We start from the raw sequence: 21,769 nt of genomic DNA on the forward strand, positions 1-21,769 counted from the left end.
AAGAATGAACCACCGAGGCGGGTGATCCGCTACAATCGAAGTTTTCCCATCCCAGTACAGAATTTCTCACATGATCAAAGGCAGCATAGTCGCGATTGTCACGCCGATGCACGAGGACGGTAGCCTGGACTACCCGAGCCTGCAGCAGCTCATCGAGTGGCATATCGCAGAAGGCACGAATGGCATCGTCATCGTAGGCACCACGGGCGAGTCGGCCACCGTATCGGTCGAAGAACACTGCGCCCTGATCAAGTTTGCGGTCGAGACGGCCGCCGGCCGCATCCCCATCATCGCTGGCACGGGTGGCAACTCGACCACCGAAGCGATCGAACTGACCCAGTACGCCAAAGACGCCGGCGCCGACGCCTGCCTGCTGGTGGTGCCTTACTACAACCGTCCGACCCAGGAAGGCATGTACCGCCACTTCAAGGCGATTGCCGAAGCGGTCGACATCCCCGTGATTCTGTACAACGTGCCGGGCCGTACCGTGGCCGATATGTCGAACGAGACCATCGCCCGCCTGGCCAGCATCAAGAACATCATCGGCGTGAAAGACGCCACCGGCAATATCGCGCGCGGCATCGAGCTCTTGCGCATGGTGCCGGCCGATTTCGCCGTGTATTCGGGCGACGACGCCACCGCCATCGCCCTGATGCTGCTGGGCGGCGCCGGCAATATCTCGGTGACGGCGAATGTCGCCCCGCGTGCCATGGCCGAGCTGTGCGCGGCCGCCCTCGCGGGCGAGCGCGAGCGCGCGATCGCCATCAACAACAAAGTCTTCCCGCTGCACACCAAGCTGTTCGTGGAGCCCAATCCGGTGCCCGTGAAGTGGGCCCTGGCCGCCATGGGCAAGATGCCGGGCGGGATCCGCCTGCCCCTGGCCCCCCTGTCCGACGCCTGCCATGCCACCGTGCGCGGCGCGCTGAGCGAAGCCGGCATCCTGTAAAGCCTCCAACTGTAGGACACTATGACTAACGTGAAGCATTCCCACGCCAAGGCCGCCGGCCGCGGCCTCGTCCTGAGCACCCTGGTTCTGAGCCTGGGCGCCTGCAATGCGATCGGCAACCTGGTGGAAGGCGACAAGCTCGACTACCGCGCCGCCAAGAAGGCCAGCCCGCTCGACGTGCCGCCCGACCTGACCCAGCTGCAGAACGACGGCCGCTACGCCATCCCCGACAACACCAAGGGCATCGCCACCGCCTCCGGCTACCAGACCCAGCGCGGCAACGTGGCCACGCCGGCCGCCGCCAGCGGCAGCATCGGCCCGGTCAACAGCGAGGCCATGCGCATCGAGCGCGCCGGCGACAAGCGCTGGCTGGTGGTCAAGCAGAGCCCCGAGGCCCTGTGGCCGCAGCTCAAGCAATTCTGGAACGACGCCGGCTTCACCCTGATCCAGGAAAACGCCACCACCGGCACCATGGAAACCGACTGGGCCGAGAACCGCGCCAAGATTCCCCAGGACTTCATCCGTTCGACGCTGGGCAAGGTGTTCGACGGCCTGTATTCCTCGGGCGAGCGCGACAAGTTCCGCACCCGTCTCGAGCGCAATCCGGACGGCAGCACCGAGATCTATATTTCGCACCGTGGCGCCCAGGAAGTCGTGGTCGGCAGCCAGCATGACCAGACCCAATGGACGCTGCGTCCCAACGATCCCGGCCTCGAGGCCGCCTTCCTGGCGCGGCTGATGGCGCGCCTGTCGGGCGCCGACAAGAAGACGGCCGAAGCGGCCGTGGCCGCGGCCCAGCCGGCGCCGGAAGCGGCCAAGCTGGTCGGCAGCACGGTGGAACTGGCCGAGAGTTTCGACCGCGCCTGGCGCCGCGTCGGCCTGGCGCTCGACCGCGCCGGTTTCACGGTGGAAGACCGCGACCGCAACGAAGGCGTGTACTTCGTGCGTTATGTCGATCCGGACGCCAAGGAGCCGGGCTTCTTCGCCAAGCTGTTCAGCTCCGAGAAAGACAAGGAAGCGCAGAAATACCGCATCCTGGTCAAGGCCAATGCCGCCGGCAGCGCCAGCGTGGTGAGTGTGCAGACCAAGGATGGCAAGGCGGAAGAGGGCGTGATCGGCAAGAAGATCATCAGCACCCTGAACGAGCAGCTGAAGTAAGCGCCGCCCGTCCCCCGAAGCCCGGCCATGCCGGGCTTTTTTTACGCCCAGAAAAATCGGGGTCAGACCCCATTTATCCCAAAAGAAAAATCGGGGTCAGACCCCGATTTTTCTGGGCGAAAAAAAACCGGCCCGCAGGCCGGTTTTTTTCGAATCGCGCTGATTACTTCGAAGCAGCCGAGGCAGCCGAAGCAGCCGGGGCAGCCGAAGCGGCCGGGGCGGCAGCAGCAGCGTCCGAAGCGGCCGGAGCAGCAGCAGCCGAAGCGGCCGGAGCAGCAGCAGCGTCAGCGGCCGGAGCCGAAGCAGCGGGAGCCGGAGCCGGTGCCGGAGCAGCAGCTTCTTCTTTCTTGCCGCAAGCAGCCAGAGCAACAGCCAACAGGGAGACGATCAGCAGAGATTTTTTCATTGGTTTTCCTTAATTGTTTCAAAAATAAACAACAAACTGTTGCGATGAATAATTACCGGTAATTATCGCTCTTTTAGGGCGTCTTCGTGCGAAACGGAAACTTCCTAACCCGGCATTATAGCGAATTTTGCAGCGCCACAATAGCACAAAACCGGCTTAATGGAACAATTTTGTGTTCACACAACAATTGTCGCCGCTTTCATAGGGGATTTGTCATTACAAACCGAGCGTCGTGGCGTGTAAAGCCGGGGTGGATTCGGCCCAAATTTCGGCAAAGCGTTCGGCCGGCGTTTCGGTTGCCTGGATGTCCGCAAAGCTGGCTTCGCCGCGCATCTGCGCGCAATGGTAGCGCCGCAGCACATGCTGACCGTCGCCGATGAGGAAGGAATCGGTCAGGTGGTGCAGGGTAGCGGGCGTCTGGCGGCAGTCGACCCGGTGCGCATAATCCTTGATCAGGCGCAGAAAACGCGGCTGATGGGCGAGAATCTGGGCCGGATCGTGCATGGCCAGGGACAGCCGCCCGCCGCCGGCCAGAAACGTGCGCAGGGCGGCGTCGACATCGCTGCGGCCCAGCTGGAAGACGGCAAAATCGGGGTCGAATGCCTGCAGTTCGTGCTGGCTGCGCCCGATCAGGGCCAGCAGCTGGGCCTCGAACTCGGCATGGGTGGCGATGTGTTCGACTTGCGGTGCTTGCGCTTCCATACGACCTCCGCTTCAGGCCAGCTCGAGCCAGCCGTCGGTGTACCAGGTGAACAGGGCTTCGATCACGTCGTCCGAGGCGGCGGCCAGCTCGGCCCCGCTCAGGCCGCGCGCATCGGCCAGGATGGCCAGGACCGCCTTGTCGGCCTTGTCAACAGCGAAAGATTCACCATTGATAAACACGTGTTTGCCGCGATACAGCATTTGCGTCTTGCGCGAGAGCTTTAGCCCGCGCTTGCCGGCCGTTTGCAGGAAGCGGCCCAGGGTCAGGGGCTTATCCGGTCCCTGGAACACGACATTGAATTTCGGTTCGGACAGGTATTCGCCGAGGAAGATCGTGATGTCGTCGCGCGTGAAGGTGATCTTGCGCAGCTGCGCCTCGACCGTATCGAGCATGGCGCGCGGCAGCTCGGCCGGGTGCTTGCTCGGGCTCAGGTCCGGATCGTCGTAGCGGCCCGGCAGGTCGACCGAGTCGGCCATGAACTGCAGGAAGCCTTCGGCCAGTTCCTGGTAAGACGGGGAACGAAATCCGACCGAGTAGGTCATACATTCACCCTCGGCCACGCCATCGTGGGCGTAGTGCGGGGGCAGATACAGCATGTCGCCCGGCTCCAGCACAAACTCCTGGTCCGGCGTGAAATGCTTGAGGATTTTCAGCGGCAGGCCGTCGATCAGGTCCAGGTTCTTTTGCGCGCCGATGCGCCAGCGCCGCTTGCCGTGGGCCTGCAGTAGGAACACATCGTAGGAATCGAAATGGGGGCCGACACCGCCGCCGTTGGTGGCATACGAAATCATCAGATCATCGAGGCGGGCGTCGGGCGCAAAGCGGAAGGCGCGCATCAGGGCCTCGGCGCCCGCATGGTGCAGGTTGACGCCCTGCACGAGCATGGTCCACTGGTCCTTGTCGCGCGCCGGCAGGGTGTCGAGCGGCCCGTGTTCCATCGACCATTGCTGGTCAAAGTGGCAGATCAGGCGCGATTCGACGTGGTTGTCGCGCGCCAGCGCGGCCAGTTCCTCGAGCGACAGCAGGGGCTTGAAGCCGGGGATGGCCTGGCGGATCAGAAGCGGCTTTTTGTGCCAGTAGTCACGCAGAAACTGTGCGGGCGTGAGGCCGCCGAGCAGGGTCATTTTTGTCATGCGCCATTATAACCATGGGCAGGGCGTATAATCGCGCTGATTACTGAACGAAAGGAAGTCCCATGAAAATCGCCAAGAATACGGTCGTGACGGTGAAGTACAAGCTGTCGGACGCACAGAATAATCTGATCGAAGACGGTCGCGACCCGATGGTCTATCTGCATGGCGGCTACGAGAACACCTTCCCGAAAATCGAGGAAGCGCTCGACGGCAAGGAAGTCGGTTTTGCCACCACCATCCAGATCGAACCCGACGATGCCTTCGGCGATTACGATCCCGAGCTGGTCAAGATCGAAGAGCGCAAGCGCCTGCCGGAGCCGCTCGAAATCGGCATGCAGTTCGAAGGCACGCCGGACGGCAGCGACCCGGACGAAGTGGCCATGATCTTCACCGTCACCGACATCGCCGACGACAAGGTTGTCCTCGACGGCAACCACCCGCTGGCCGGCATGGCCCTGCGCTTCGAACTCGAAGTCAAGGATGTGCGTGAAGCCACCGAGGAAGAAATCGCCCACGAGCACGTGCATGGCCCGCATGGCCATCACCACCACCAGGAAGCCGAGGGCGAGGACGGCGACGAGTTCCGCACCTACCCGCTGCACTGAGCCCTAGGGCTCCAGGCTGAAGAGCTGGGGCGTACCGGGCGTGACCTTGACCGTCACGGCCGTCGCGCCCAGGCTCAGATGGCCGATCTTGTCCTGCCAGACGATGGCGCTGTCCGCAGGCGGCGCCGCATCCACCAGCAGCAGCTTGCCCGGATAGGTCTTCACCAGACTGCGCAGCTGCTTCTTCACCTCGGCAAATCCCTCCTGCTTGTTCGCGTCCGACAGATCGGCCTCGGCGAACAGCACGATCGCCTCCAGCTTCTTGCTCTTGGCCACGCGGAACAGGCGCAGCAGCCAGTTGCGGTTGGCCACCAGCCGGTCTTCGAATTCGCTATTGCGCCCGGCCTCGCGGCGGAAGTGGTTGTTGTCCGACGGCAGGTTCAAGGTGGCATACAGCACGCCGCCCATTTCCCATTCGGCATACTCGGCATAGCTGCGAAACTTGCTGTTGAGCGAAAGGCGGCCCAGCTTCAGCTTCTGGCTGCCCAGGCTCTGCATATCCGGATAGAACAGCTCGCGCAGGCGGTTCAGGCGTTCGACCGCATTCGAGCGGCCGGCCGAATTGCGGCAATCGCTCCAGTCGCTGGCGGCCGGCACCACGATGGTCGGGCGCAGGGCCTCGTCGAACATGGCGCGCCGCTGCTGGTAGATGCTGTCGGCGCAGGGCTCAGACTGGCCCTTGATGCCGGTGGCGACGATGAAGGCGTTGGGCGCCTCGCCGGCCTGGGCCAGGCTGTGGCGCAGGCGCGTCTCCGAGCCCTGCAGATGGCCGATGGCGGCGAACTGATAGGCACGCGGCGCCGCCAGCACCGCCGTGCAGGCGCTCAGCAGCAGGGCGAAGGCGGCGCGGCGCAGCATCACAGCAGGCGCTTGAGCGCGTACAGCTGTTCGAGGGCTTCGCGCGGGCTCAGCGCGTCCGGGTCGATCTCGGCCAGGGCGTTGCGCAGGGCCTCGTCGGCGTCCGCCGCGGGCGCGCTGTCGGCCTGCGGCGCGCCGGCGTTGAACAGGTCGAGCTGCGGCGTGGCGTCCAGCGCCTGGGATTCCAGCCGCGCCAGATGCTTGCGCGCCGACTTGATCACGCTTTGCGGCACGCCCGCCAGCTGGGCCACCTGCAGGCCATAGCTCTGCGAGGCCGGCCCCTCCTGCACCGCATGCAGGAACACGATGCTGTCCTTGTGTTCGACCGCCGACAGGTGCACATTGGCCGCACTCGCATGCATTTCGGGCAGCTGAGTCAGTTCGAAGTAGTGGGTTGCGAACAGGGTGAAGCTGCGGCTGGTCTCGATCAGGTGGCGCGCGATCGCCCAGGCCAGGGCCAGGCCATCGAAGGTGGAGGTGCCGCGCCCGACTTCGTCCATCAGCACCAGCGAATGTTCGGTCGCGCCATTCAGGATGGCGGCCGACTCGGTCATCTCCACCATGAAGGTCGAGCGCCCGCCGGCCAGGTCGTCGCTGGCGCCGATGCGGGTGAAGATGCGGTCGATCGGACCGATACTGGCGCTGGCCGCCGGCACGTAGGAGCCGATATAGGCCAGCAGCGTAATCAGGGCCACCTGGCGCATGAAGGTCGATTTACCGCCCATATTCGGACCGGTAATCAGCAGCATGCGGTGCTCTTCGCCCAGCTGGCAGTCGTTGGCGATGAAGCGTTCGATCTGGTTTTCCACCACCGGATGGCGGCCTTCGCGGATATCGAGGCAGGGCTCGTTCACCAGCTGCGGCGCGCACCAGTTGGCGCGCACGGCGTGGTGGGTGAGGGCGGCCAGGGTGTCGATCTGGGCCAGCGCGCGCGCGATCGCCTGCAGCGCGCCGATCGACGGGGCGAGGTCGGCCAGCAGCTGCTCGTACAGCAGCTTCTCGCGCGCCAGCGCGCGGTCCTGGGCCGACAGGGCCTTGTCCTCGAAGGCCTTGAGTTCCGGCGTGATGTAGCGCTCGCAGTTCTTCAGGGTCTGGCGGCGGCGGTAGTCTTCCGGCACCTTGTCGGCCTGGCCGTTGGTGACCTCGATATAAAAGCCGTGCACCTTGTTGTACTCGACGCGCAGATTCGGGATGCCCGTGCGTTCGCGCTCGCGCGCTTCCAGCTCCACCAGGAACTGGCCGGCGTTTTCCGACAGGCCGCGCAGTTCATCGAGTTCGGCGTCGAAGCCGCGCGCGATCACACCGCCATCGCGCACCATATTGGCCGGCTCCGGCGCCACGGCCCGCTGCAGCAGGTCGAGGCAGGCCTCGGGTGTGGCCAGGGCCGTGTGGATCTGGTCGAGCAGCAGAGCGCCCGCCTGCAGGCAGGGCGCCAGCACATGCTGGAGCTGCGGCAGCTGCTGCAGGCCGTCGCGCAGGCTGGCCAGGTCGCGCGGGCGCGCCGTCAGCAGGGCCACGCGGGTGGTGATGCGTTCGATATCGGGCACCTGCTTGAGCACCTGCTGCAGCATGCCGGCGGCATCCTGGCGCGCCAGCACGCCGATCGCCGCATGCCGGCTGCGCGCCACGTTCTGGTCGCGGCGCGCATGGTGCAGCCAGTGGCGCAGCAGGCGCGAGCCCATCGCCGTCTTGCAGTGGTCGAGCAGCGAGAACAGGGTCGGCGACTCGAGCCCGCGGATGGTCTCGGTCAGCTCCAGATTGCGGCGCGTGGCCGCATCCAGGCCAATGAACTCGCTCTCCGACTCAGTATTCAGGGTGCGCACATGCTGCAGGCCGCGCCCCTGGGTCGCCTGCGCGTATTTGAGCAGGGCGCCGGCCGCGCCAAACGCCGGGCCATAGCCCTCGGCCTCGAAGGCGTCGAGGTTGGACACGCCCAGCTGCTGGAGCAGGCTCTGATAGCCATGCTCCTGGTCGAAATGCCAGTCCGGCACGCGGTTGGTGTGGGCGTTATCGGCTTCGGTGAACAGGTCGGCGCTGTCTCCGCGCAGGATTTCGGCCGGGGCGATGCGTTCCAGCTCCTGGCGCAGGCGCGTGGCGGCGCTCTGGGCGTCGCCGGCGAATTCCATCAGGCGCAGCGCGCCGCTGGCCAGCGACAGCCAGGCCAGGCCGGTGGTGACGACTTTGCGCTGCACCACGATGTGCAGGGCCAGCAGCGGACGCTCCGATTTCTCGGGCAGCAGGTCGGAGTCGGTCAGGGTGCCTGGCGTGACGACGCGCACCACCTTGCGTTCGACCGGCCCCTTGCTGGTGGCCGGGTCGCCGATCTGCTCGCAGATGGCGCAGGATTCGCCCTGCTTGACCAGCTTGGCCAGGTAGCCGTCCAGCGCGTGGAAGGGCACGCCGGCCATCGGAATCGGCTGGCCGCCCGACTGGCCGCGTGCCGTCAGCGTGATGCCGAGCAGGCGCGCGGCCTTTTCGGCGTCCTCGTAAAACAGCTCGTAAAAGTCGCCCATGCGGTAGAACACGAGCATCGACGGATACTCGTGTTTGATGCGCAGGTATTGCTGCATGCCGGGCGAGGCTTTGCTGATGTCTTGGTGCGAAAAGCTGTTGGTGGCGGGCGTGGCAGAGGTCATCGTTATGCTGGCAGGGCGCGTGGCCGGGAATCGATGCCGTATTTTACTGTGTCGCGCGCCCGATCACGAGCTTTGCCGGCCCCCTAAGCGGCGCAGATGGCGGCGGCGATCTGCCCCAGGGCCAGGGTGCGCGCCACCGCGCCCTTTTTCACGGCCTCCTTGGGCATGCCGTACACGACGCACGAGGCCTCGTCCTGGGCGATGGTGTCGGCCCCGGCCTCGCGCATGGCCAGCAGCCCGGCGGCGCCGTCGTCGCCCATGCCGGTCAGGATGATGCCGCGCGCGCGCGCCCCGGCCGCCTGGGCTACGGAGCGGAACAGCACATCGACCGAGGGCTTGTGGCGGCTGACCAGCGGGCCATCGAGCGTCTCGGCCCAGAAGTTATTGCCGATACGTTTGATCTGCAGATGGCGGCCGCCGGGCGCGATCAGCACCTCGCCGCGCCGCACCAGCTGGCGCGCGCCGGCTTCGCGCACGTGCACGGCGCAGATGCTGTCCAGGCGTTCGGCAAAGGCGGCCGTGAATTTCTCCGGCATGTGCTGGACGATCACGGTGCCGGGGGCGTTCGCCGGAAGCGCCGCAAGCACCGACTCCAGTGCCTGGGTACCGCCAGTCGAGGCCCCGATCGCCACCAGACGCTGGCCTGGGGCGGCTGTCTCCAGCGGATGCCGGGCGACAGGCGCCACACGCGGGCGGCTTGCGGCCGCCAGGCGTATGGCGTGCAGTAGTTCAGTCTTGGTGTCATGGAGAAGCTCCCGCAGATTCGATTTCGGTTTCGCGATCGCGGCCACCGCGCCGGCCGCCAGCGCCGCCAGGGTGGGGCGGGCGCCGGCCTCGGTCAGGGTCGAACAGATGATCACCGGCGTGGGCCGCTCCGCCATGATCTTTTTGAGGAAGGACAGGCCGTCCATCACCGGCATTTCGATATCGAGCACGATGACGTCGGGCCAGCAGGTTTTCATCGGCTCCAGGGCCAGCAGCGGATTGGCCACCGCCGCCAGCACGCGCACCTGGGGATCTTCGGCCAGGGCAGCGCCGAGGACCTGGCGCACCACGGCCGAATCATCGACCAGCAGGACTTTGATCGGGTTCATGCGAGGCTCTTCTCCGTGGTCGAGGGCGTGGCCGGCAGCTGGCGCGCCCACACATCGCCGCTGGCGATGTCAAAAACGATCTGGCGATGGCCGGCGCCGTACAGATGCTCGGAGGTGATCGGAATGCCGAGGCCATCGAGCATATTGCGGGCGCTGTCGCCGTTGCGGGTGCCGACCTGGCTGGTGCCGGGCGCCACGGCGAACATGGCGGCGCCGCCAAACACCTTGGCTTCGCACTGGTCGCCACGCACCCCCAGGCGCGCCAGCTCGCCCAGCATCAGGGCCAGCGCGTGGCTGCCATAGCGTGCATCGAGGGTATTGCCGTGCTGCGCAGGCGGCGCCGGCAGCACGAAATGCGACATCGCGCCCACCCGCAGCTTACGGTGCCACAGCGTGATCGACACGCAGGAACCAAGCACCGTGCGCACGCGGTGGCGCTGATCGCCGACGAAGAACTCGCCGGGATGCAGAAAAATCTCGTGGCTGACCGCCGTCACTGCACTCTCCGGTAGGTGGAGGTGGCCACGCATTCGAGCTGGGCGCACGGTGCGCTCAAGGATTCGGCGTGACCGATCAGGAGCAGGCCGCCCGGCTGCAGCTTGTGGCTGATCCGTTCGATCAGGGCCTGCTTGGTGGCGCCGTCGAAGTAGATCATCACATTGCGCAGGAAGATCACATCGAATTTGCCGACTTCGGGCAGATCCTGATTCAGATTGACCTGGGCGAAGCGCACCTTGTCGCGCAGCTCGCGCTCGACCAGCAGCGTGCCTTCCTGTGGGCCCTGGCCCTTGCGGCAGAAGCGGCGCAGAAAGTCGGGCGGCACGTGGCGCGCGCGTTCGAGCGGGTAGTGGCCGCGGCAGGCCGCGTCCAGCACGCGCTGGCTGATGTCGGAGCCGAACACTTCCCAGCTGCCGTCGCGCCCGAGGCTATCGGCCAGCACCATGGCGATGCTGTAGGCTTCCTCGCCGCTCGAACTGGCCGCGCTCCAGACCCGGAACGGACGGCCGCTGGCGCGGCTGGCGGCGGCGCGCACGCGCAGGGTTTCGAAGTGGCGCGGCTCGCGGAAGAAGTAGGTTTCGTTGGTGGTCAGCAGGTCGATCGCCATCTGGCGCTCGGCGTCCTGTCCTTCGTGCTCCAGCAGGCGCAGATAGTCGCTGAAGCTGGCCAGGCCATGGTGGTCCAGGCGGCGCGCCAGGCGCCCGCTGACCAGGGCCTGCTTGGCCCCGGACAGGGTGATGCCAGCGGCGTCGAAAATGAAGCGCTGGAAGCGGCTGAACTCCTCAAAGGACAGGGGGCGCAGCATCGCTTACTCCACCAGTTCCGCGTCGCCGACAGCGGCGGTCTCGATCCCGGCCACCACCTTGTCCATCGCCAGCAGGATCACGAATTTGCCGTTGATCTTGCCCATGCCCGCGATCAGATCCTTCTGGATGCGGGCGCCAAAGGCCGGCGGCGGCTCGATGTCTTCGGCTGCGATGTCGAGCACGGCGTTGACCGCGTCGACCACCACGCCGATCACCTGGCGCTCGCCATCGGCGTCTTCCACTTCAACGATGACGATGCAGGTGCGTTTGCCCACCGGGGCGGGCGTGCGGCCGAAGCGCACGGCCAGGTCCATCACGGTGACGACCGCGCCGCGCAGATTGATCACGCCGCGGATACAGTCCGACATCATGGGGACGTCGGTCAGCTGGGTATAGCCGATGATTTCCTTGACCGCCAGGATACCGATGGCGAAAGTCTCGCCACCGAGCGTGAAGGTCAGGTACTGGGAAGGGGCGTCCATCGCTGCCTCGCTCAGAACTTGGTGAAATTGGCTTCGTCGATGGCGCTGGCCATGGCCAGGTTCGGCGTCATGCGCGGCACGCTGCTGCGCGTGCTCTGGCTGGCCTTGCGCGGCGCGTTCGGACGCACGGCCACGGCGGCGCTGCTGGCGGACAGGCGGAAGAAGGCCATGGTCTGCTGCAGCTGTTCGGCCTGGCCGGACAGTTCTTCGGCCGTCGCCGCCAGTTCCTCTGAGCTGGAGGCATTCTGCTGGGTGGTGCTGGAGAGCTGGCCGACGGCCGCATTGATCTGGCCGACGCCGGACGACTGTTCTTCCGAGGCGGCCGTGATTTCCTGCACCAGGTCCGAGGTCTTCTTGATGTTCGGGACCATCTCGTCGAGCAGGCTGCCGGCGCGTTCGGCCAGCTGCACGCTGTTGGCGGCCACTTCGCTGATCTCCTGCGCGGCCACCTGGCTGCGTTCGGCCAGCTTGCGCACTTCGGCCGCCACCACGGCGAAGCCCTTGCCATGTTCGCCGGCGCGCGCTGCTTCGATGGCGGCGTTCAGGGCCAGCAGATTGGTCTGGTAGGCGATATCGTCGATGATGCCGATCTTGCGGGCGATCTGGTTCATCGCTTCGACCGTGGCCTTGACGGCGGCGCCGCCTTCTTCGGCGCCCGAGGCAGACTTCGAGGCCATGCCGTCGGTGACTTTGGCGTTTTCCGTGTTCTGGGCGATCGAGGCGGTCATCTGCTCGATCGAGGCGCTGGTCTGCTCGACGCCGGCGGCCTGCTCGCTGGCCGACTGCGACAGCGACTGGGCGGTGGCGCTGACTTCTTCCGAGGCGCTGGCCACGGCTTCGGCGGCGCTATTGGCTTCGCCGACGATGCGCACCAGCGAGGTGTTCATCTCGGACAGGGCCTGCAGCAGCTGGCCGGTTTCGTCGCGCGTCTCGGCGCTGATGGTGCGCGTCAGATCGCCGCCGGCGACGGCTTCGGCGATGCTGACAGCGGCGATAATCGGACGCACGATCGAACGCGTGATCAGCCAGGCGAACAGCACGCCGAGGATCACGGCGGCGATGCTCAGGCCGACCAGCTGATTGCGTGCGGCGTCATAGGCGGTGCGGGCGTCGGTCATGGCGCGCGCGGCCTGCTGCTCCTGCAGCTCCACCAGCGTGTTCAGGGCGGTGGTCCATTTGAACTGCACCGGACGCACTTCCTTCAGCAGCACGCGCGTGGCTTCCTCGTTTTTGTTGGACAGGCCCAGGTTCATGGCCTTGGTCAGCAGCGGCTGAATCACCGTGTCCGAATCCTTGATGGTGGCCAGCAGCGCTTTTTCATCGGAGCTGACATTGCTGCGCACGGCGAACATCTTGAGCAGCTTGTCCTCTTCCTCGGCATAGCGCGTCTGGTTGCGCTTCATGCGCTCGACTTCGGGCTCCATTTCGCTGGTTTCGGTCAGCAGGGCGATGTTACGCACGGCGATCATGCGGTCGTTGATGGTGCCGCGCATATTCATCGCGTGCGCCTGGGCGACGTTGTTGACGTTGACGATTTCTTCCAGGTTGGCCTGGATATGCCCCATGCGCAGCAGCGCCAGGGCCATGCCTGCGGCGAGCAGGACGATCAGGGAGCCGAAGCCGATGGCCAGGCGCATGCCGATCTTGAGGTTACCGAATTTCATGGTGTTCTCCTTGTTGGAATGATGTTCAAGCGGCTTGCGCCAGGCGGCCATGTGCCTGACGGATCAGGGCCGGGATATCGAGAATGAGGGCGACGTCGCCGTTACCCAGAATGCTGGAGCCGGTGATGCACTCCAGGTGTTGAAACAGTTTGCCGAGCGGTTTGATCACGGTCTGGGCCTCGCCCAGCAGGCCGTCGACCACCAGCCCGGCGCGCTGGCCGGCGTAGCGCACCACCACGATGCTCTGGCGCGCGCCGCGCGGGCCCTGCACGCCAAAGGCCGTGCGCAGGTCGATCAGCGGCAGCACCTGGCCGCGCAGATTGGCGAAGTCGTGGCCGTTTTCGGCCGTGTACTGCACGCACTCCTCCACCATGTCGAGCGGGGTGACGAACACGGTGCGGCCGACACTGACCTGGAAGCCGTCGATGATGGCCAGCGTCAGCGGCAGGCGCACGGTGACCACGGTGCCCTGGCCCGGATGGCTGGCCAGATGCACGCTGCCACGCAGGTCGGTGATATTGCGCTTGACGACGTCCATGCCGACCCCGCGGCCGGACAGATTGGTGATGGCGTCGGCGGTCGAGAAGCCGGGCTCGAAAATCAGCTGGTCGATCTCGTCTTCGCGCAGCGTACGCGCCGGATCGACGATGCCGCGTTCAATGGCCTTGGCCAGGATGCGCTCGCGGCGCAGGCCGCCGCCATCGTCCGAGACTTCGACCACGATGGTGCCGGCATCGTGGTAGGCGTGCAGGCCGATGCGCCCGCGCGCCGGCTTGCCGCTGGCGGCGCGTTCGGCCGCCGTTTCGATGCCGTGGTCGATCGCATTGCGCACCAGGTGGGTGAGCGGATCGGTCACGCGTTCGACCAGGGTCTTGTCCAGCTCCGTGTCTTCGCCGCTGATGGCCAGATCGATCTCCTTGCCCAGTTCCGCGGCCACGTCATGCACGACGCGCTGGAAGCGGTTGAAGGTGGCGCCGATGCGCACCATGCGCAGAGCCAGGGCGCTGTTGCGCACGTCCTCGACCAGGCTGGCGACAGCGGCGCTGCACTCCAAAAAGCCGGTGTGCTGGGCGCGCCGCGCCACCTGGTTGCTGGCCGCGCTGGCGATAATCAGCTCGCCCACCAGATCGATCAGACGATCGAGCTTGTCGGCGTCGACCCGGATCGACTGGGTTTCCACGCCCGGCGTGCGGCGCGTTTCGGCCACCACTTCGGGCTCGATGGCCTCCAGCGTCAGCGTGCAGTCCTGGCGCACGAATTCGAACACCGACTCGATCTCGGCGGCGCTGGCGCTGCTCTCGAAAGCGAGTGTGCAGGCGCAGTAGCAGGCCTCGGGGTCGAGCTGGTCGAGCGTGGGCAGGCGCGAGAAGTCGGCCTCCACCTTGCTGATGCTGGCCAGCGTGCCCAGGTAGCGCAGGAAGGACAGCGGGTCCATCCCCAGGCGCAGCACCTCGCTGCCAAACACCAGTTGCAGGCGCCAGCTGCGCCGGCCGGCGCTTGCGGGCAGGGCGGCCGGCGCCGGCGCCGGGCTGCTGCCGTCGGTCTGCAGATAGCTGCCCAGGCGCGCCAGCAGCTCGGCGCTGGCGGCGCGGTCGGCGCTGCAGCTGCCGTCCGGGCCGATCATGTCGAGCATGGCGCCGATGTGGTCGCGGCAGCCGAGCAGCAGCGTGCACAGATGGTCTTCGATGCCGATCTGGCCGGCGCGCACGCGGTCCAGCACACTTTCGGCCACGTGGGTGAATTCGACGATGGCGTCGATGCCAAACAGACCGGCCGAGCCCTTGATCGTATGGGCGGCGCGGAACACGGCGTCGATGCGCTCCTTGTCCGGGCCCTGGGCCGAGATGGCCAGCAACGCGCTCTCCATCTCCTCCAGCAGTTCGCGGCTCTCGGCCAGGAAGGTCGGCAATACCTCGTCGGTCAGCATGGCACGGCTCCTTCCAGTTGGCGGGTCAGGCCGAGCAGGGCGACGCTGTCGCGCAGCGCCTGCTGCAGGCCGATGATGCGCAGGCCGGCGCCGCGCGCGCTGGCGCTGCGCTGGCTCGACAGCAGCAGCTGGATGCCGGCGCAGTCGATGTCGGCCACGCCGCCCAGATCGAGCGTCAGTTCGGTGCCGGCCACGATGGCGGCGTCGAGCAGCGGCAGCAGGTCGGCCGCGTGGTAAATGGTCAGGTCCTGTTCGACCTTGAGCACACTGGTCTTCATGGCAGCACCAGCTTCTGCACGGCCGACAGCAGCACTTCCGGCTTGAACGGCTTGGTCAGCCAGGCGCGCGCGCCGGCCGCCTGGCCTTCGCGCTTCTTTTCCTCGGCCGACTCGGTGGTCAGCATCAGCACCGGCGTGAAGCGCGCCTGCGGATGGGTCTTGACCCGCTTCAGGAAGGCGATGCCGTCCATGCGCGGCATGTTGACGTCGCTGATGATCATGTGGATCTTCGGTCCGTCGAGGTGGCGCAGGGCGTCCTCGCCATCGCAGCCCTCGAGCACCTGGTAGCCGGCACCGCGCAGAGTGATTCCGACGACCTGGCGTACCGAAGCCGAGTCGTCCACGATCAGGATGGTTTTGCTCATGATGTTCCCTTCAGAAGAAAGTCAGTTCCTCGCCCGCGGTGTGCTCGTCCTGTTCATGGGTCGCGCGCTCCTCGTGCATGGTGTAATGGCCCGCCAGTCCGGCCAGCCAGTCCGCAGGATCGGGAAGCGGCGTGCGCGCCTCCAGGGTCTGCGTCAATCGTTCGATGTCCCCGGTGACCACCTCCAGAATCTGGCGGATGCGGTCCTGGAACTGCAGCGCCACCAGCAGGTTCGAGACCTCGCCCTTGATGGCGGCGCCACGCGCGCGCAGTTCTTCGCTGTGCTCGGCCAGTTCGCTCACGTGGCCCAGCACGTCCTCCATCACGCTGCGCGAGGCGCCGATGGCCTCGCGGTCGGCGACATCGGCGTCGGCCGCCGCGGCCAGGGTCGCGCCCATGGTCTGCGAGACCTGGGCCATGCGGCTGGTGATGCGCTGGCCGATGTCGTTCGAGGCCTGCGACAGGCGCCGCACCTCATTCGCGATGACGGCGAAGCCACGCCCGGCATCGCCGGCGCGGGCCGCCTCGATCGAGGCATTGATGGCCAGGATGTTGGTCTGCGCCGCGATCAGGCTCACTTCCGCCGCCAGCTCGCGCAGCTCGGTCACGTCGCCCGACAGGCTGCGGATATGCCCGAGCAGGCCGGCCTTGGAATCGACCACGCCTTCCAGGCAGTGGATCACCGGGCCCAGTTCGCGCTGACACAGGGTGAGCAGGCTCATGGTGGTCTGCTGCTTGTTGTCGGGCGCGTGGCTGACGGTGTCGAAACCGGCCGCGTCGAACTGCTGGAGCAGGGTGGAGAAGCTGCCAATCAGCGCGTTGACGGCGTCCTCCGACTGGCCGCGCACGGTCAGCAGGTGGCGCAGCCAGACCGGCAGCACTTCGGCCAGCAGCGGTCGCACGGCGGCGCCGCGCGGCGCCTGCGCGGTGGTCAGCGGGGTCACGACCGCTGCGCTGGCGGGCCTGGTGTTCGCGCTGGCGAGCAGCACGGCCAGGCAGGCGCCCACGCCCACCAGGGCGAGCACGCTGAGCCAGCCGGGCGCCGCCAGCATCGGCAGCGCCGCGCACAGCAGCACGCCGGCGGCAGCGGCCACGCGCAGGGGGAAGGGGCGCGCGCTGATCACGATGCGACCTTGATTTCGATGGCCTGGGCCAGGGCTGCGCCCAGGGCCACGCGCTGGACCGGCTTTTGCAGCACGCCGATCAGGTTCAGGTGGTGGAAGCGGCCCATCAGCGCGGCCGAATTGAGCACCCGGCTGGACTGGCCCGACATCAGAATCAGCCCGCCGCGGTAGCCGCGTGCGCTGATCTCCTCCATCACTTCAAAGCCGTCCTTCTCCGGCATCGATAGGTCGCACACGACCACGTCCGGGTGGGTGAGGCCGGGATCGAACTCGGTCAGCGCAGCCAGGCCATCGCCGGCCACGCGCACGTGGCTGATGCCGAGTTTGCGCAGCATGGTTTCGATCAGTTCGGTCATGAAGACGTCGTCGTCCACGACCAGCACGCGCAGGGCGGAGATGGTGGGCGGAATGTGAATGCTGCTCATGCGGTTTCTCCTGCGTTGACGGCGTCGGTAAGGCGATGGTGGCTGGCGACCTGGGTCTGCATCAGCTGCAGCAGCGGGCCCAGGTCGTCGATCAGGGTGCGCGCCTCGGCCAGCGAGTCGGCGCCTAGTTCCAGGCGCGCGCACAGGCCGGCCAGGCGCATGGCGCCGACGGCGCGCGCCGAGGACTTCAGGCGGTGGCCGAGGGCGCGGATGCTGGCGTGGTCGTTCTGGGCGGCGGCTTCCTGCATGGCCGTGATGGTCACGGCGGCGTTGTCGAGGAAGATGGCGAGCAGGCGGTGCATGGTCTCCTCGTCGTTGTCGACCAACTGGGCCAGCAGGGCCAGGCTGATCAGCTCAGGCGTCTGGTCGGCGCAGTCATGTTCGGTCGCGGGCAGGGCCACGGCCGCGTCCTCGCCATCGGGATCGATCCAGCGCGCCAGGGTTTGATAGAAGCGCGCCGGCTCGATCGGCTTGGCCAGAAAGTCGTTCATGCCGGCCTCGGTGCAGCGTTCGCGGTCGCTCTGGAAGGCATTGGCCGTCATCGCGATCACCGGCAGCTGGGCGGTGCGCGGACGGCTACGCAGGTGGCGCGTGGCGTCCAGCCCGTCCATGCGCGGCATGTGCACGTCCATCAGCACGCAGGCGAAGTCCTGCCGGGCGCAGGCGTCGAGGGCGGCCTGGCCGTCGGCCACGATGCTGACCTGCATGCCGGCCCGTTCGAGGAACTGGCGCGCCAGCTCCTGGTTGAGCGGGTTGTCCTCGGCCAGCAGCACATGGGCGCCGCGCAGGCGCTGGTGGGCATTGTCGATCAGCTTGTCGATGCTGCCGGCGGCCGGCGCTTCGTTGCGCGTGTCGCGGATGCGCAGCAGCGGCAGCTCCAGCCAGAAGGTGGAGCCGACGCCCGGCGCCGATTCGACGCCGACGCTGCCACTCATCATGTCGGCCAGCTGGCGCGAAATCGCCAGGCCCAGGCCGGTGCCGCCGTAGCGGCGCGTGGTCGACGCATCGACCTGGTGGAAGGCGTGGAACAGCTTGGCCTGTTCATCCGCGTGCATGCCGATGCCGGTGTCCTGCACTTCGACCCGCAGACGCGCGCACTCGCTCGGCGTGTCGCTCAGGCTGGCGCGCAGACTGATGCTGCCGGCCGCGGTGAACTTGACGGCGTTGGACAGAAAATTCGAAATGATCTGGCCGATGCGCAGCGCATCGCCCTGCACATTGGCGCGCAGGCTGGGGTCGCAATCGATGTGCAGGCGCAGGCCTTTCTCCGCCGCCAGCGGGGCGAAATTGGCGCCCTGCGAGTGGAGCAGGCCGACCAGGTCGAGCGGCAGGGCCTCGAGCTGGAGCTTGCCTGCTTCCATTTTCGAAAAGTCGAGCACGTCGTTCAGCATGGCCAGCATCTGCCGGCCGGCCTGTTCGATCGCTTCGAGCGAGCGGCGTTGTTCGCCGTCGAGGGCGCCATCGAGGGTCAGATGGGCCATGCCGAGGATGCAGTTGAGCGGCGTGCGGATCTCGTGGCTCATATTGGCCAGGAATTCGCTCTTGCTGCGCGCGGCGGCCTGGGCGCGGTCGAGCGCATCGGCCAGGTCGGCGGTGCGCTCCTGCACGCGCTGCTCGAGCGTGGCGGTCAGACGCTCGGCCTGGCGCTTGGCCTGCAGCAGTTCGCGCTCGTAGCGGCGGCGCTCGCTTGCATTGAACACGGACAGGCGGAACACATCGGGCGTGCTGCCGCTGGCCGCTTTGCGCACGGCATTGACCAGCACGGGCAGGCTGCGCCCGTCGGCGCAACGCAGGTCGAAGGCGAATTCGCCGAGCCGGCCCAGCAGCATCAGCTGGGGCGCAAAATGGGTGTCGTAGAAGATGCGCGCGCCCTGGCCGACCAGATCCTGAAAATACACTTTTCCAAGCAGGGCCTCACGCGTGAAGCCCAGCCAGTTCAGCAGGGTCAGATTGATGCGCACGATCCGCCCGTCGCGCGCCAGGCTCAGGTAGCCACAGGGCGCGCCATCGAACAATTCTTCGGCGGTTTCTTCGAACATGATGGCCTCGGCTTAGAGGAAGGCGCGGATGGCGGCAGCGGTTTCGTCGGGCGCGCTGACGTGCGGGCAGTGGCCGGCCGCGCGCAGTTGCACGAAGCTGCTGCCGGCCAGTTGGCTGTGCATGTAGCGGCCGACGGCGACCGGGGCGATTGGGTCCTGCGAGCATTGCAGGATCAGGGCCGGCACCTGCAGCTTGCCCAGATCGGCGCGGTTGTCCGACATGAACGTCAGGCGCGCGAACTGTTTGGCGATGGTCGGATCGGTGCGGCAGAAGCTGTCGGCCAGTTCCTCGGCCAGGTCCGGACGGTCGCCATTGCCCATGATGGTCGGCGCCATCGCGCGCGACCAGGCCACATAGTTTTCGTCCATGAAGTCGAGCAGGGCGTCGATGTCGCTGCGGTTGAAGCCGCCGAAGTAGTCGCCGTCGTTGATGTAGCAGGGCGAGGGGCCGACCAGGATCAGTTTGCTGAAAGCCGCGGGGCGTTTGATCGCGGCGAGGATGCCGATCATGGCCGACACCGAATGCCCGACAAACACCGTCTGCTGCAGGCCCATCGCGTCGATGATCTCGAGCACGTCCTCGGCATAGCGCTCGAGCGTGGCGTATTGGGCCGCGTCGTAGGCATCGGTGTCGGAGGCGCCGGCGCCGACATGGTCGAACAGCACGATGCGGTGATCGTCTTCGAAGGCCGGCGTCACCAGGCGCCACATGTGCTGGTCACAGCCGAGGCCGTGGGCGAACATGATCGGCTGCGTGCCCTGGCCCAGGCTCTGCACATTGTTGCGGAAGATGGCTCCCATGATTGATTCCTTCTGCTGTCTGATCGGATGAGATCAGTATTGCAGTCGGGAATCTTTCTGGGGATCGTTGCGAGCGCCTAAATTCTGTCGGAGGGTTTTCTGGTCGGTCTGTAGTGGAATCAACGACCCCCTAGTCACAAAGGACTAGGTGCGTGCCCGCCAAGCCTGGGCGGCGGCCAGGGTGTCGGCGAGCACGGCGCGCAGATCGGCGAAGCCGGCAGCAAGCGCGGCGGGCGCGCTGTCCGGTGTGCTCAGCAGAATTTGCAGCGCATGCGCCACGGCCGCGAAACGCTGAGCGCCGATGGCGGCCACGGCGCCGCGCGCGCCGTGCAGCAGGCCTGCGGCCTCGGCCAGACTGCCCGTTTGCCAGGCTTGTTCGGCCGCGGCGACGTCCAGCGGCAGTTGCGCGATCATGCGCGCGACGAGTTCATCGAGCATGCGGCGTTGCTCGGGATGCTGGCCGCAGAAGGCTTCGAGTTTGCTGATGGCGAACAGCGGCAGGTCGGTGTGCGGCATGCTTTGTGACTATCGGTTATAGTGATTTTTCACACTGCAAAAACATGGGGAAATCGCTTAGGATGCGAGTGCCTGCCCAGAATACTGCAAGCTCTTATCGAATGTCCAAGCCGATCCGCATTCTGCTCATCGATGATCACCAGGTGGCCCGCTACGGGCTGCGTCTGATGCTCTCCGCTGCGCCCGACCTTGAAGTCATCGCCGAAGCGCCGAATGCCGCGCGCGGCCTGCACATGCTCGACACCGAGCGCTACGACGTGGTGCTGCTCGACCTCGGCCTGCCGGACCGCAATGGCCTCGATGTGCTGCGCCTGATCCGCGAGCGCCACCCGGGCGTGGCGACCCTGATCGTCAGCGCCCAGCCCGAGGATTCGTATGCCGTGCGCGCGCTGCGCAGCGGCGCCGCCGGCTTTCTGACCAAGGACGCGACGCCCGACGTGCTGCAGGCGGCCGTGCGCAAGGCCGCCAGTGGCGGTAAGTACGTGACGCCGAGCCTGCTGCAAAAGCTGGCCGACATGCTCGGCGGCGACCAGGCCAATGCCGCCCACGAACGCCTGACCGACCGCGAGTTCGAGGTCTTCAAACTGATTGCCAGCGGCCTGAGCCTGGTGGACATCGCCGCCACCCTGCACCTGTCGCCGAGCACCATCACCACCTACCGCGCGCGCATCCTGGAAAAAATGGGCCTCAAGGGCAATGCCGACCTGACGCGCTATGCGGTCGACCACGACCTGCTGAATTAAACGGGCAGGGCGGTCTGGTATTTCACTTCGCGCAGGGCCACGCTGGTGTTGACCTGCGCCACGCCCTGCAGCTTGAACAGCACATTGTGCATGAAGGCCTGGTAGGCCTCCATGTCGGGCACGATGACCTTGATCGTGTAGTCCGAATTGCCGGTGGTTTCGTAGCATTCGACGACCTCGGGCCGCACGAGCATGGCGTTTTCAAAACTCTCGACCACGCCGGCCGCATGGCGGTTGAGCGTGACGTGCGCCAGGCAACACACCATGAGCCCCAGCTTGCGCCGGTTGACGATGGCCGCATAACGTTGGATCACCCCGCTGTCCTCAAGTTCCTTTTGGCGGCGCCAGCAGGGCGTGGCCGATAGGCCGACCTTCTCGGCCAGTTCCGCATTCGACAGGCGGCAGTTTTGCTGGAGTTCGGCAAGGATTTTCCGGGAGGCGGCGTCGAAGGAAAAATCTTCCATAAAATGCCTATGAATGAGTGAAATTGACTCAATCCTAGCAAAACGTGAGGAAGATAAGGAAAATTTTTCGCCGCGTCGCAATTATCATTCCTGCACTGT

Annotated in this window: 23 protein-coding genes; 4 read left to right on the top strand and 19 right to left on the bottom strand. The window is 66.3% G+C overall.

Annotated features, from left to right (window positions below):
• The first annotated feature begins 70 nt into the window (after window positions 1-70).
• Window positions 71-946: a 4-hydroxy-tetrahydrodipicolinate synthase gene (gene dapA, locus LZ005_RS01180; protein ID WP_237803657.1), complete on the top strand. Its 876-nt coding sequence runs from the start codon at window positions 71-73 to the stop codon at window positions 944-946.
• A 21-nt stretch (window positions 947-967) separates the two neighbouring features.
• The gene (gene bamC / locus LZ005_RS01185; protein WP_237803658.1) at window positions 968-2,104 is read left to right on the top strand and encodes an outer membrane protein assembly factor BamC; all 1,137 of its coding nucleotides are present in this window, start codon (window positions 968-970) and stop codon (window positions 2,102-2,104) included.
• Window positions 2,105-2,267: 163 nt separating this feature from the next.
• Here the strand turns inward: bamC and LZ005_RS01190 are convergent, their stop codons facing one another.
• From LZ005_RS01190 to LZ005_RS01200, 3 genes are all read right to left on the bottom strand, one after another.
• The gene (locus tag LZ005_RS01190) at window positions 2,268-2,510 is read right to left on the bottom strand and encodes a hypothetical protein (RefSeq protein WP_237803659.1); all 243 of its coding nucleotides are present in this window, start codon (window positions 2,508-2,510) and stop codon (window positions 2,268-2,270) included.
• Window positions 2,511-2,726: 216 nt separating this feature from the next.
• Window positions 2,727-3,212 carry a hypothetical protein gene (locus LZ005_RS01195; RefSeq protein ID WP_237803660.1) on the bottom strand — a complete coding sequence of 162 codons (486 nt, stop codon included), beginning with the start codon at window positions 3,210-3,212 and terminating at the stop codon, window positions 2,727-2,729.
• A 12-nt stretch (window positions 3,213-3,224) separates the two neighbouring features.
• Complete coding sequence (locus LZ005_RS01200) at window positions 3,225-4,346, bottom strand: cupin domain-containing protein (RefSeq protein WP_237803661.1); 1,122 nt, start codon at window positions 4,344-4,346, stop codon at window positions 3,225-3,227.
• A gap of 62 nt (window positions 4,347-4,408) precedes the next feature.
• On the opposite strand from LZ005_RS01200, the gene LZ005_RS01205 reads away from it, so the two are divergent.
• Window positions 4,409-4,951: a peptidylprolyl isomerase gene (locus tag LZ005_RS01205; RefSeq protein WP_237803662.1), complete on the top strand. Its 543-nt coding sequence runs from the start codon at window positions 4,409-4,411 to the stop codon at window positions 4,949-4,951.
• A 3-nt stretch (window positions 4,952-4,954) separates the two neighbouring features.
• Here LZ005_RS01205 and LZ005_RS01210 read toward each other — a convergent pair whose 3' ends face one another.
• The 15 genes from LZ005_RS01210 to LZ005_RS01280 form a co-directional block, all read right to left on the bottom strand.
• Entirely contained in the window at window positions 4,955-5,809 is an 855-nt protein-coding gene (locus LZ005_RS01210) for a hypothetical protein (RefSeq protein ID WP_237803663.1), read from the bottom strand.
• Window positions 5,809-8,445 (bottom strand): DNA mismatch repair protein MutS, encoded by a 2,637-nt coding sequence (gene mutS / locus LZ005_RS01215; RefSeq protein ID WP_237803664.1) that lies wholly within the window; start codon window positions 8,443-8,445, stop codon window positions 5,809-5,811. Before mutS ends, LZ005_RS01210 begins: the two co-directional genes overlap by 1 nt.
• Before the next feature lie 83 nt (window positions 8,446-8,528).
• Window positions 8,529-9,539, bottom strand: a complete 1,011-nt coding sequence (locus tag LZ005_RS01220; protein ID WP_237803665.1) for a chemotaxis response regulator protein-glutamate methylesterase — start codon at window positions 9,537-9,539, stop codon at window positions 8,529-8,531.
• Window positions 9,536-10,036, bottom strand: a complete 501-nt coding sequence (locus tag LZ005_RS01225) for a chemotaxis protein CheD (RefSeq protein WP_237803666.1) — start codon at window positions 10,034-10,036, stop codon at window positions 9,536-9,538. The genes LZ005_RS01220 and LZ005_RS01225 overlap by 4 nt, the downstream gene beginning before the upstream one ends.
• On the bottom strand, window positions 10,033-10,842 hold the full coding sequence (locus LZ005_RS01230; protein WP_237803667.1) for a protein-glutamate O-methyltransferase CheR: 810 nt from the start codon (window positions 10,840-10,842) through the stop codon (window positions 10,033-10,035). The genes LZ005_RS01225 and LZ005_RS01230 overlap by 4 nt, the downstream gene beginning before the upstream one ends.
• Before the next feature lie 3 nt (window positions 10,843-10,845).
• Entirely contained in the window at window positions 10,846-11,325 is a 480-nt protein-coding gene (locus LZ005_RS01235; RefSeq protein ID WP_237803668.1) for a chemotaxis protein CheW, read from the bottom strand.
• An 11-nt stretch (window positions 11,326-11,336) separates the two neighbouring features.
• Window positions 11,337-12,989 carry a methyl-accepting chemotaxis protein gene (locus tag LZ005_RS01240; RefSeq protein WP_237803669.1) on the bottom strand — a complete coding sequence of 551 codons (1,653 nt, stop codon included), beginning with the start codon at window positions 12,987-12,989 and terminating at the stop codon, window positions 11,337-11,339.
• Window positions 12,990-13,014: 25 nt separating this feature from the next.
• Window positions 13,015-14,916, bottom strand: coding sequence for a chemotaxis protein CheA (locus LZ005_RS01245; protein WP_237803671.1), 1,902 nt, complete (start codon window positions 14,914-14,916; stop codon window positions 13,015-13,017).
• The gene (locus LZ005_RS01250) at window positions 14,910-15,194 is read right to left on the bottom strand and encodes a lipid asymmetry maintenance protein MlaB (RefSeq protein ID WP_237803678.1); all 285 of its coding nucleotides are present in this window, start codon (window positions 15,192-15,194) and stop codon (window positions 14,910-14,912) included. The genes LZ005_RS01245 and LZ005_RS01250 overlap by 7 nt, the downstream gene beginning before the upstream one ends.
• Window positions 15,191-15,559: a response regulator gene (locus LZ005_RS01255; protein WP_237803686.1), complete on the bottom strand. Its 369-nt coding sequence runs from the start codon at window positions 15,557-15,559 to the stop codon at window positions 15,191-15,193. Before LZ005_RS01255 ends, LZ005_RS01250 begins: the two co-directional genes overlap by 4 nt.
• A gap of 10 nt (window positions 15,560-15,569) precedes the next feature.
• Entirely contained in the window at window positions 15,570-16,682 is a 1,113-nt protein-coding gene (locus LZ005_RS21570; protein ID WP_237803699.1) for a methyl-accepting chemotaxis protein, read from the bottom strand.
• Window positions 16,679-17,107, bottom strand: coding sequence for a response regulator (locus LZ005_RS01265; protein ID WP_237803707.1), 429 nt, complete (start codon window positions 17,105-17,107; stop codon window positions 16,679-16,681). The genes LZ005_RS21570 and LZ005_RS01265 overlap by 4 nt, the downstream gene beginning before the upstream one ends.
• Window positions 17,104-19,146 (bottom strand): PAS domain-containing hybrid sensor histidine kinase/response regulator, encoded by a 2,043-nt coding sequence (locus LZ005_RS01270; RefSeq protein WP_237803715.1) that lies wholly within the window; start codon window positions 19,144-19,146, stop codon window positions 17,104-17,106. Before LZ005_RS01270 ends, LZ005_RS01265 begins: the two co-directional genes overlap by 4 nt.
• A 12-nt stretch (window positions 19,147-19,158) precedes the next feature.
• Complete coding sequence (locus tag LZ005_RS01275; protein ID WP_237803723.1) at window positions 19,159-19,947, bottom strand: alpha/beta fold hydrolase; 789 nt, start codon at window positions 19,945-19,947, stop codon at window positions 19,159-19,161.
• 144 nt (window positions 19,948-20,091) lie between these two features.
• Entirely contained in the window at window positions 20,092-20,463 is a 372-nt protein-coding gene (locus LZ005_RS01280; RefSeq protein ID WP_237803725.1) for an Hpt domain-containing protein, read from the bottom strand.
• A 101-nt stretch (window positions 20,464-20,564) separates the two neighbouring features.
• On the opposite strand from LZ005_RS01280, the gene LZ005_RS01285 reads away from it, so the two are divergent.
• Window positions 20,565-21,206 (top strand): response regulator transcription factor, encoded by a 642-nt coding sequence (locus LZ005_RS01285; protein WP_237803732.1) that lies wholly within the window; start codon window positions 20,565-20,567, stop codon window positions 21,204-21,206.
• Here LZ005_RS01285 and LZ005_RS01290 read toward each other — a convergent pair.
• On the bottom strand, window positions 21,203-21,670 hold the full coding sequence (locus LZ005_RS01290; RefSeq protein ID WP_237803746.1) for an Lrp/AsnC family transcriptional regulator: 468 nt from the start codon (window positions 21,668-21,670) through the stop codon (window positions 21,203-21,205). The genes LZ005_RS01285 and LZ005_RS01290 overlap by 4 nt on opposite strands.
• Window positions 21,671-21,769 lie beyond the last annotated feature (99 nt).

The organism is Massilia sp. TS11, assembly GCF_022012445.1.
GTDB lineage: Bacteria > Pseudomonadota > Gammaproteobacteria > Burkholderiales > Burkholderiaceae_D > Telluria.

Bases quoted from the DNA above. Each gene is read 5' to 3' on its own strand.
- bamC (WP_237803658.1), top strand. From the start codon at position 968: ATGACTAACGTGAAGCATTCCCACGCCAAGGCCGCCGGCCGCGGCCTC.
- LZ005_RS01240 (WP_237803669.1), bottom strand. From the start codon at position 12,989: ATGAAATTCGGTAACCTCAAGATCGGCATGCGCCTGGCCATCGGCTTC.
- dapA (WP_237803657.1), top strand. From the start codon at position 71: ATGATCAAAGGCAGCATAGTCGCGATTGTCACGCCGATGCACGAGGAC.
- LZ005_RS01275 (WP_237803723.1), bottom strand. From the start codon at position 19,947: ATGGGAGCCATCTTCCGCAACAATGTGCAGAGCCTGGGCCAGGGCACG.
- LZ005_RS01230 (WP_237803667.1), bottom strand. From the start codon at position 10,842: ATGCTGCGCCCCCTGTCCTTTGAGGAGTTCAGCCGCTTCCAGCGCTTC.
- LZ005_RS01210 (WP_237803663.1), bottom strand. From the start codon at position 5,809: ATGCTGCGCCGCGCCGCCTTCGCCCTGCTGCTGAGCGCCTGCACGGCG.
- LZ005_RS01255 (WP_237803686.1), bottom strand. From the start codon at position 15,559: ATGAGCAAAACCATCCTGATCGTGGACGACTCGGCTTCGGTACGCCAG.
- LZ005_RS01250 (WP_237803678.1), bottom strand. From the start codon at position 15,194: ATGAAGACCAGTGTGCTCAAGGTCGAACAGGACCTGACCATTTACCAC.
- LZ005_RS01220 (WP_237803665.1), bottom strand. From the start codon at position 9,539: ATGAACCCGATCAAAGTCCTGCTGGTCGATGATTCGGCCGTGGTGCGC.
- LZ005_RS01270 (WP_237803715.1), bottom strand. From the start codon at position 19,146: ATGTTCGAAGAAACCGCCGAAGAATTGTTCGATGGCGCGCCCTGTGGC.
- LZ005_RS01245 (WP_237803671.1), bottom strand. From the start codon at position 14,916: ATGCTGACCGACGAGGTATTGCCGACCTTCCTGGCCGAGAGCCGCGAA.
- LZ005_RS01285 (WP_237803732.1), top strand. From the start codon at position 20,565: ATGTCCAAGCCGATCCGCATTCTGCTCATCGATGATCACCAGGTGGCC.
- LZ005_RS01195 (WP_237803660.1), bottom strand. From the start codon at position 3,212: ATGGAAGCGCAAGCACCGCAAGTCGAACACATCGCCACCCATGCCGAG.
- LZ005_RS01190 (WP_237803659.1), bottom strand. From the start codon at position 2,510: ATGAAAAAATCTCTGCTGATCGTCTCCCTGTTGGCTGTTGCTCTGGCT.
- LZ005_RS01265 (WP_237803707.1), bottom strand. From the start codon at position 17,107: ATGAGCAGCATTCACATTCCGCCCACCATCTCCGCCCTGCGCGTGCTG.
- LZ005_RS01205 (WP_237803662.1), top strand. From the start codon at position 4,409: ATGAAAATCGCCAAGAATACGGTCGTGACGGTGAAGTACAAGCTGTCG.
- LZ005_RS01235 (WP_237803668.1), bottom strand. From the start codon at position 11,325: ATGGACGCCCCTTCCCAGTACCTGACCTTCACGCTCGGTGGCGAGACT.
- LZ005_RS01290 (WP_237803746.1), bottom strand. From the start codon at position 21,670: ATGGAAGATTTTTCCTTCGACGCCGCCTCCCGGAAAATCCTTGCCGAA.
- LZ005_RS01200 (WP_237803661.1), bottom strand. From the start codon at position 4,346: ATGACAAAAATGACCCTGCTCGGCGGCCTCACGCCCGCACAGTTTCTG.
- mutS (WP_237803664.1), bottom strand. From the start codon at position 8,445: ATGACCTCTGCCACGCCCGCCACCAACAGCTTTTCGCACCAAGACATC.
- LZ005_RS01280 (WP_237803725.1), bottom strand. From the start codon at position 20,463: ATGCCGCACACCGACCTGCCGCTGTTCGCCATCAGCAAACTCGAAGCC.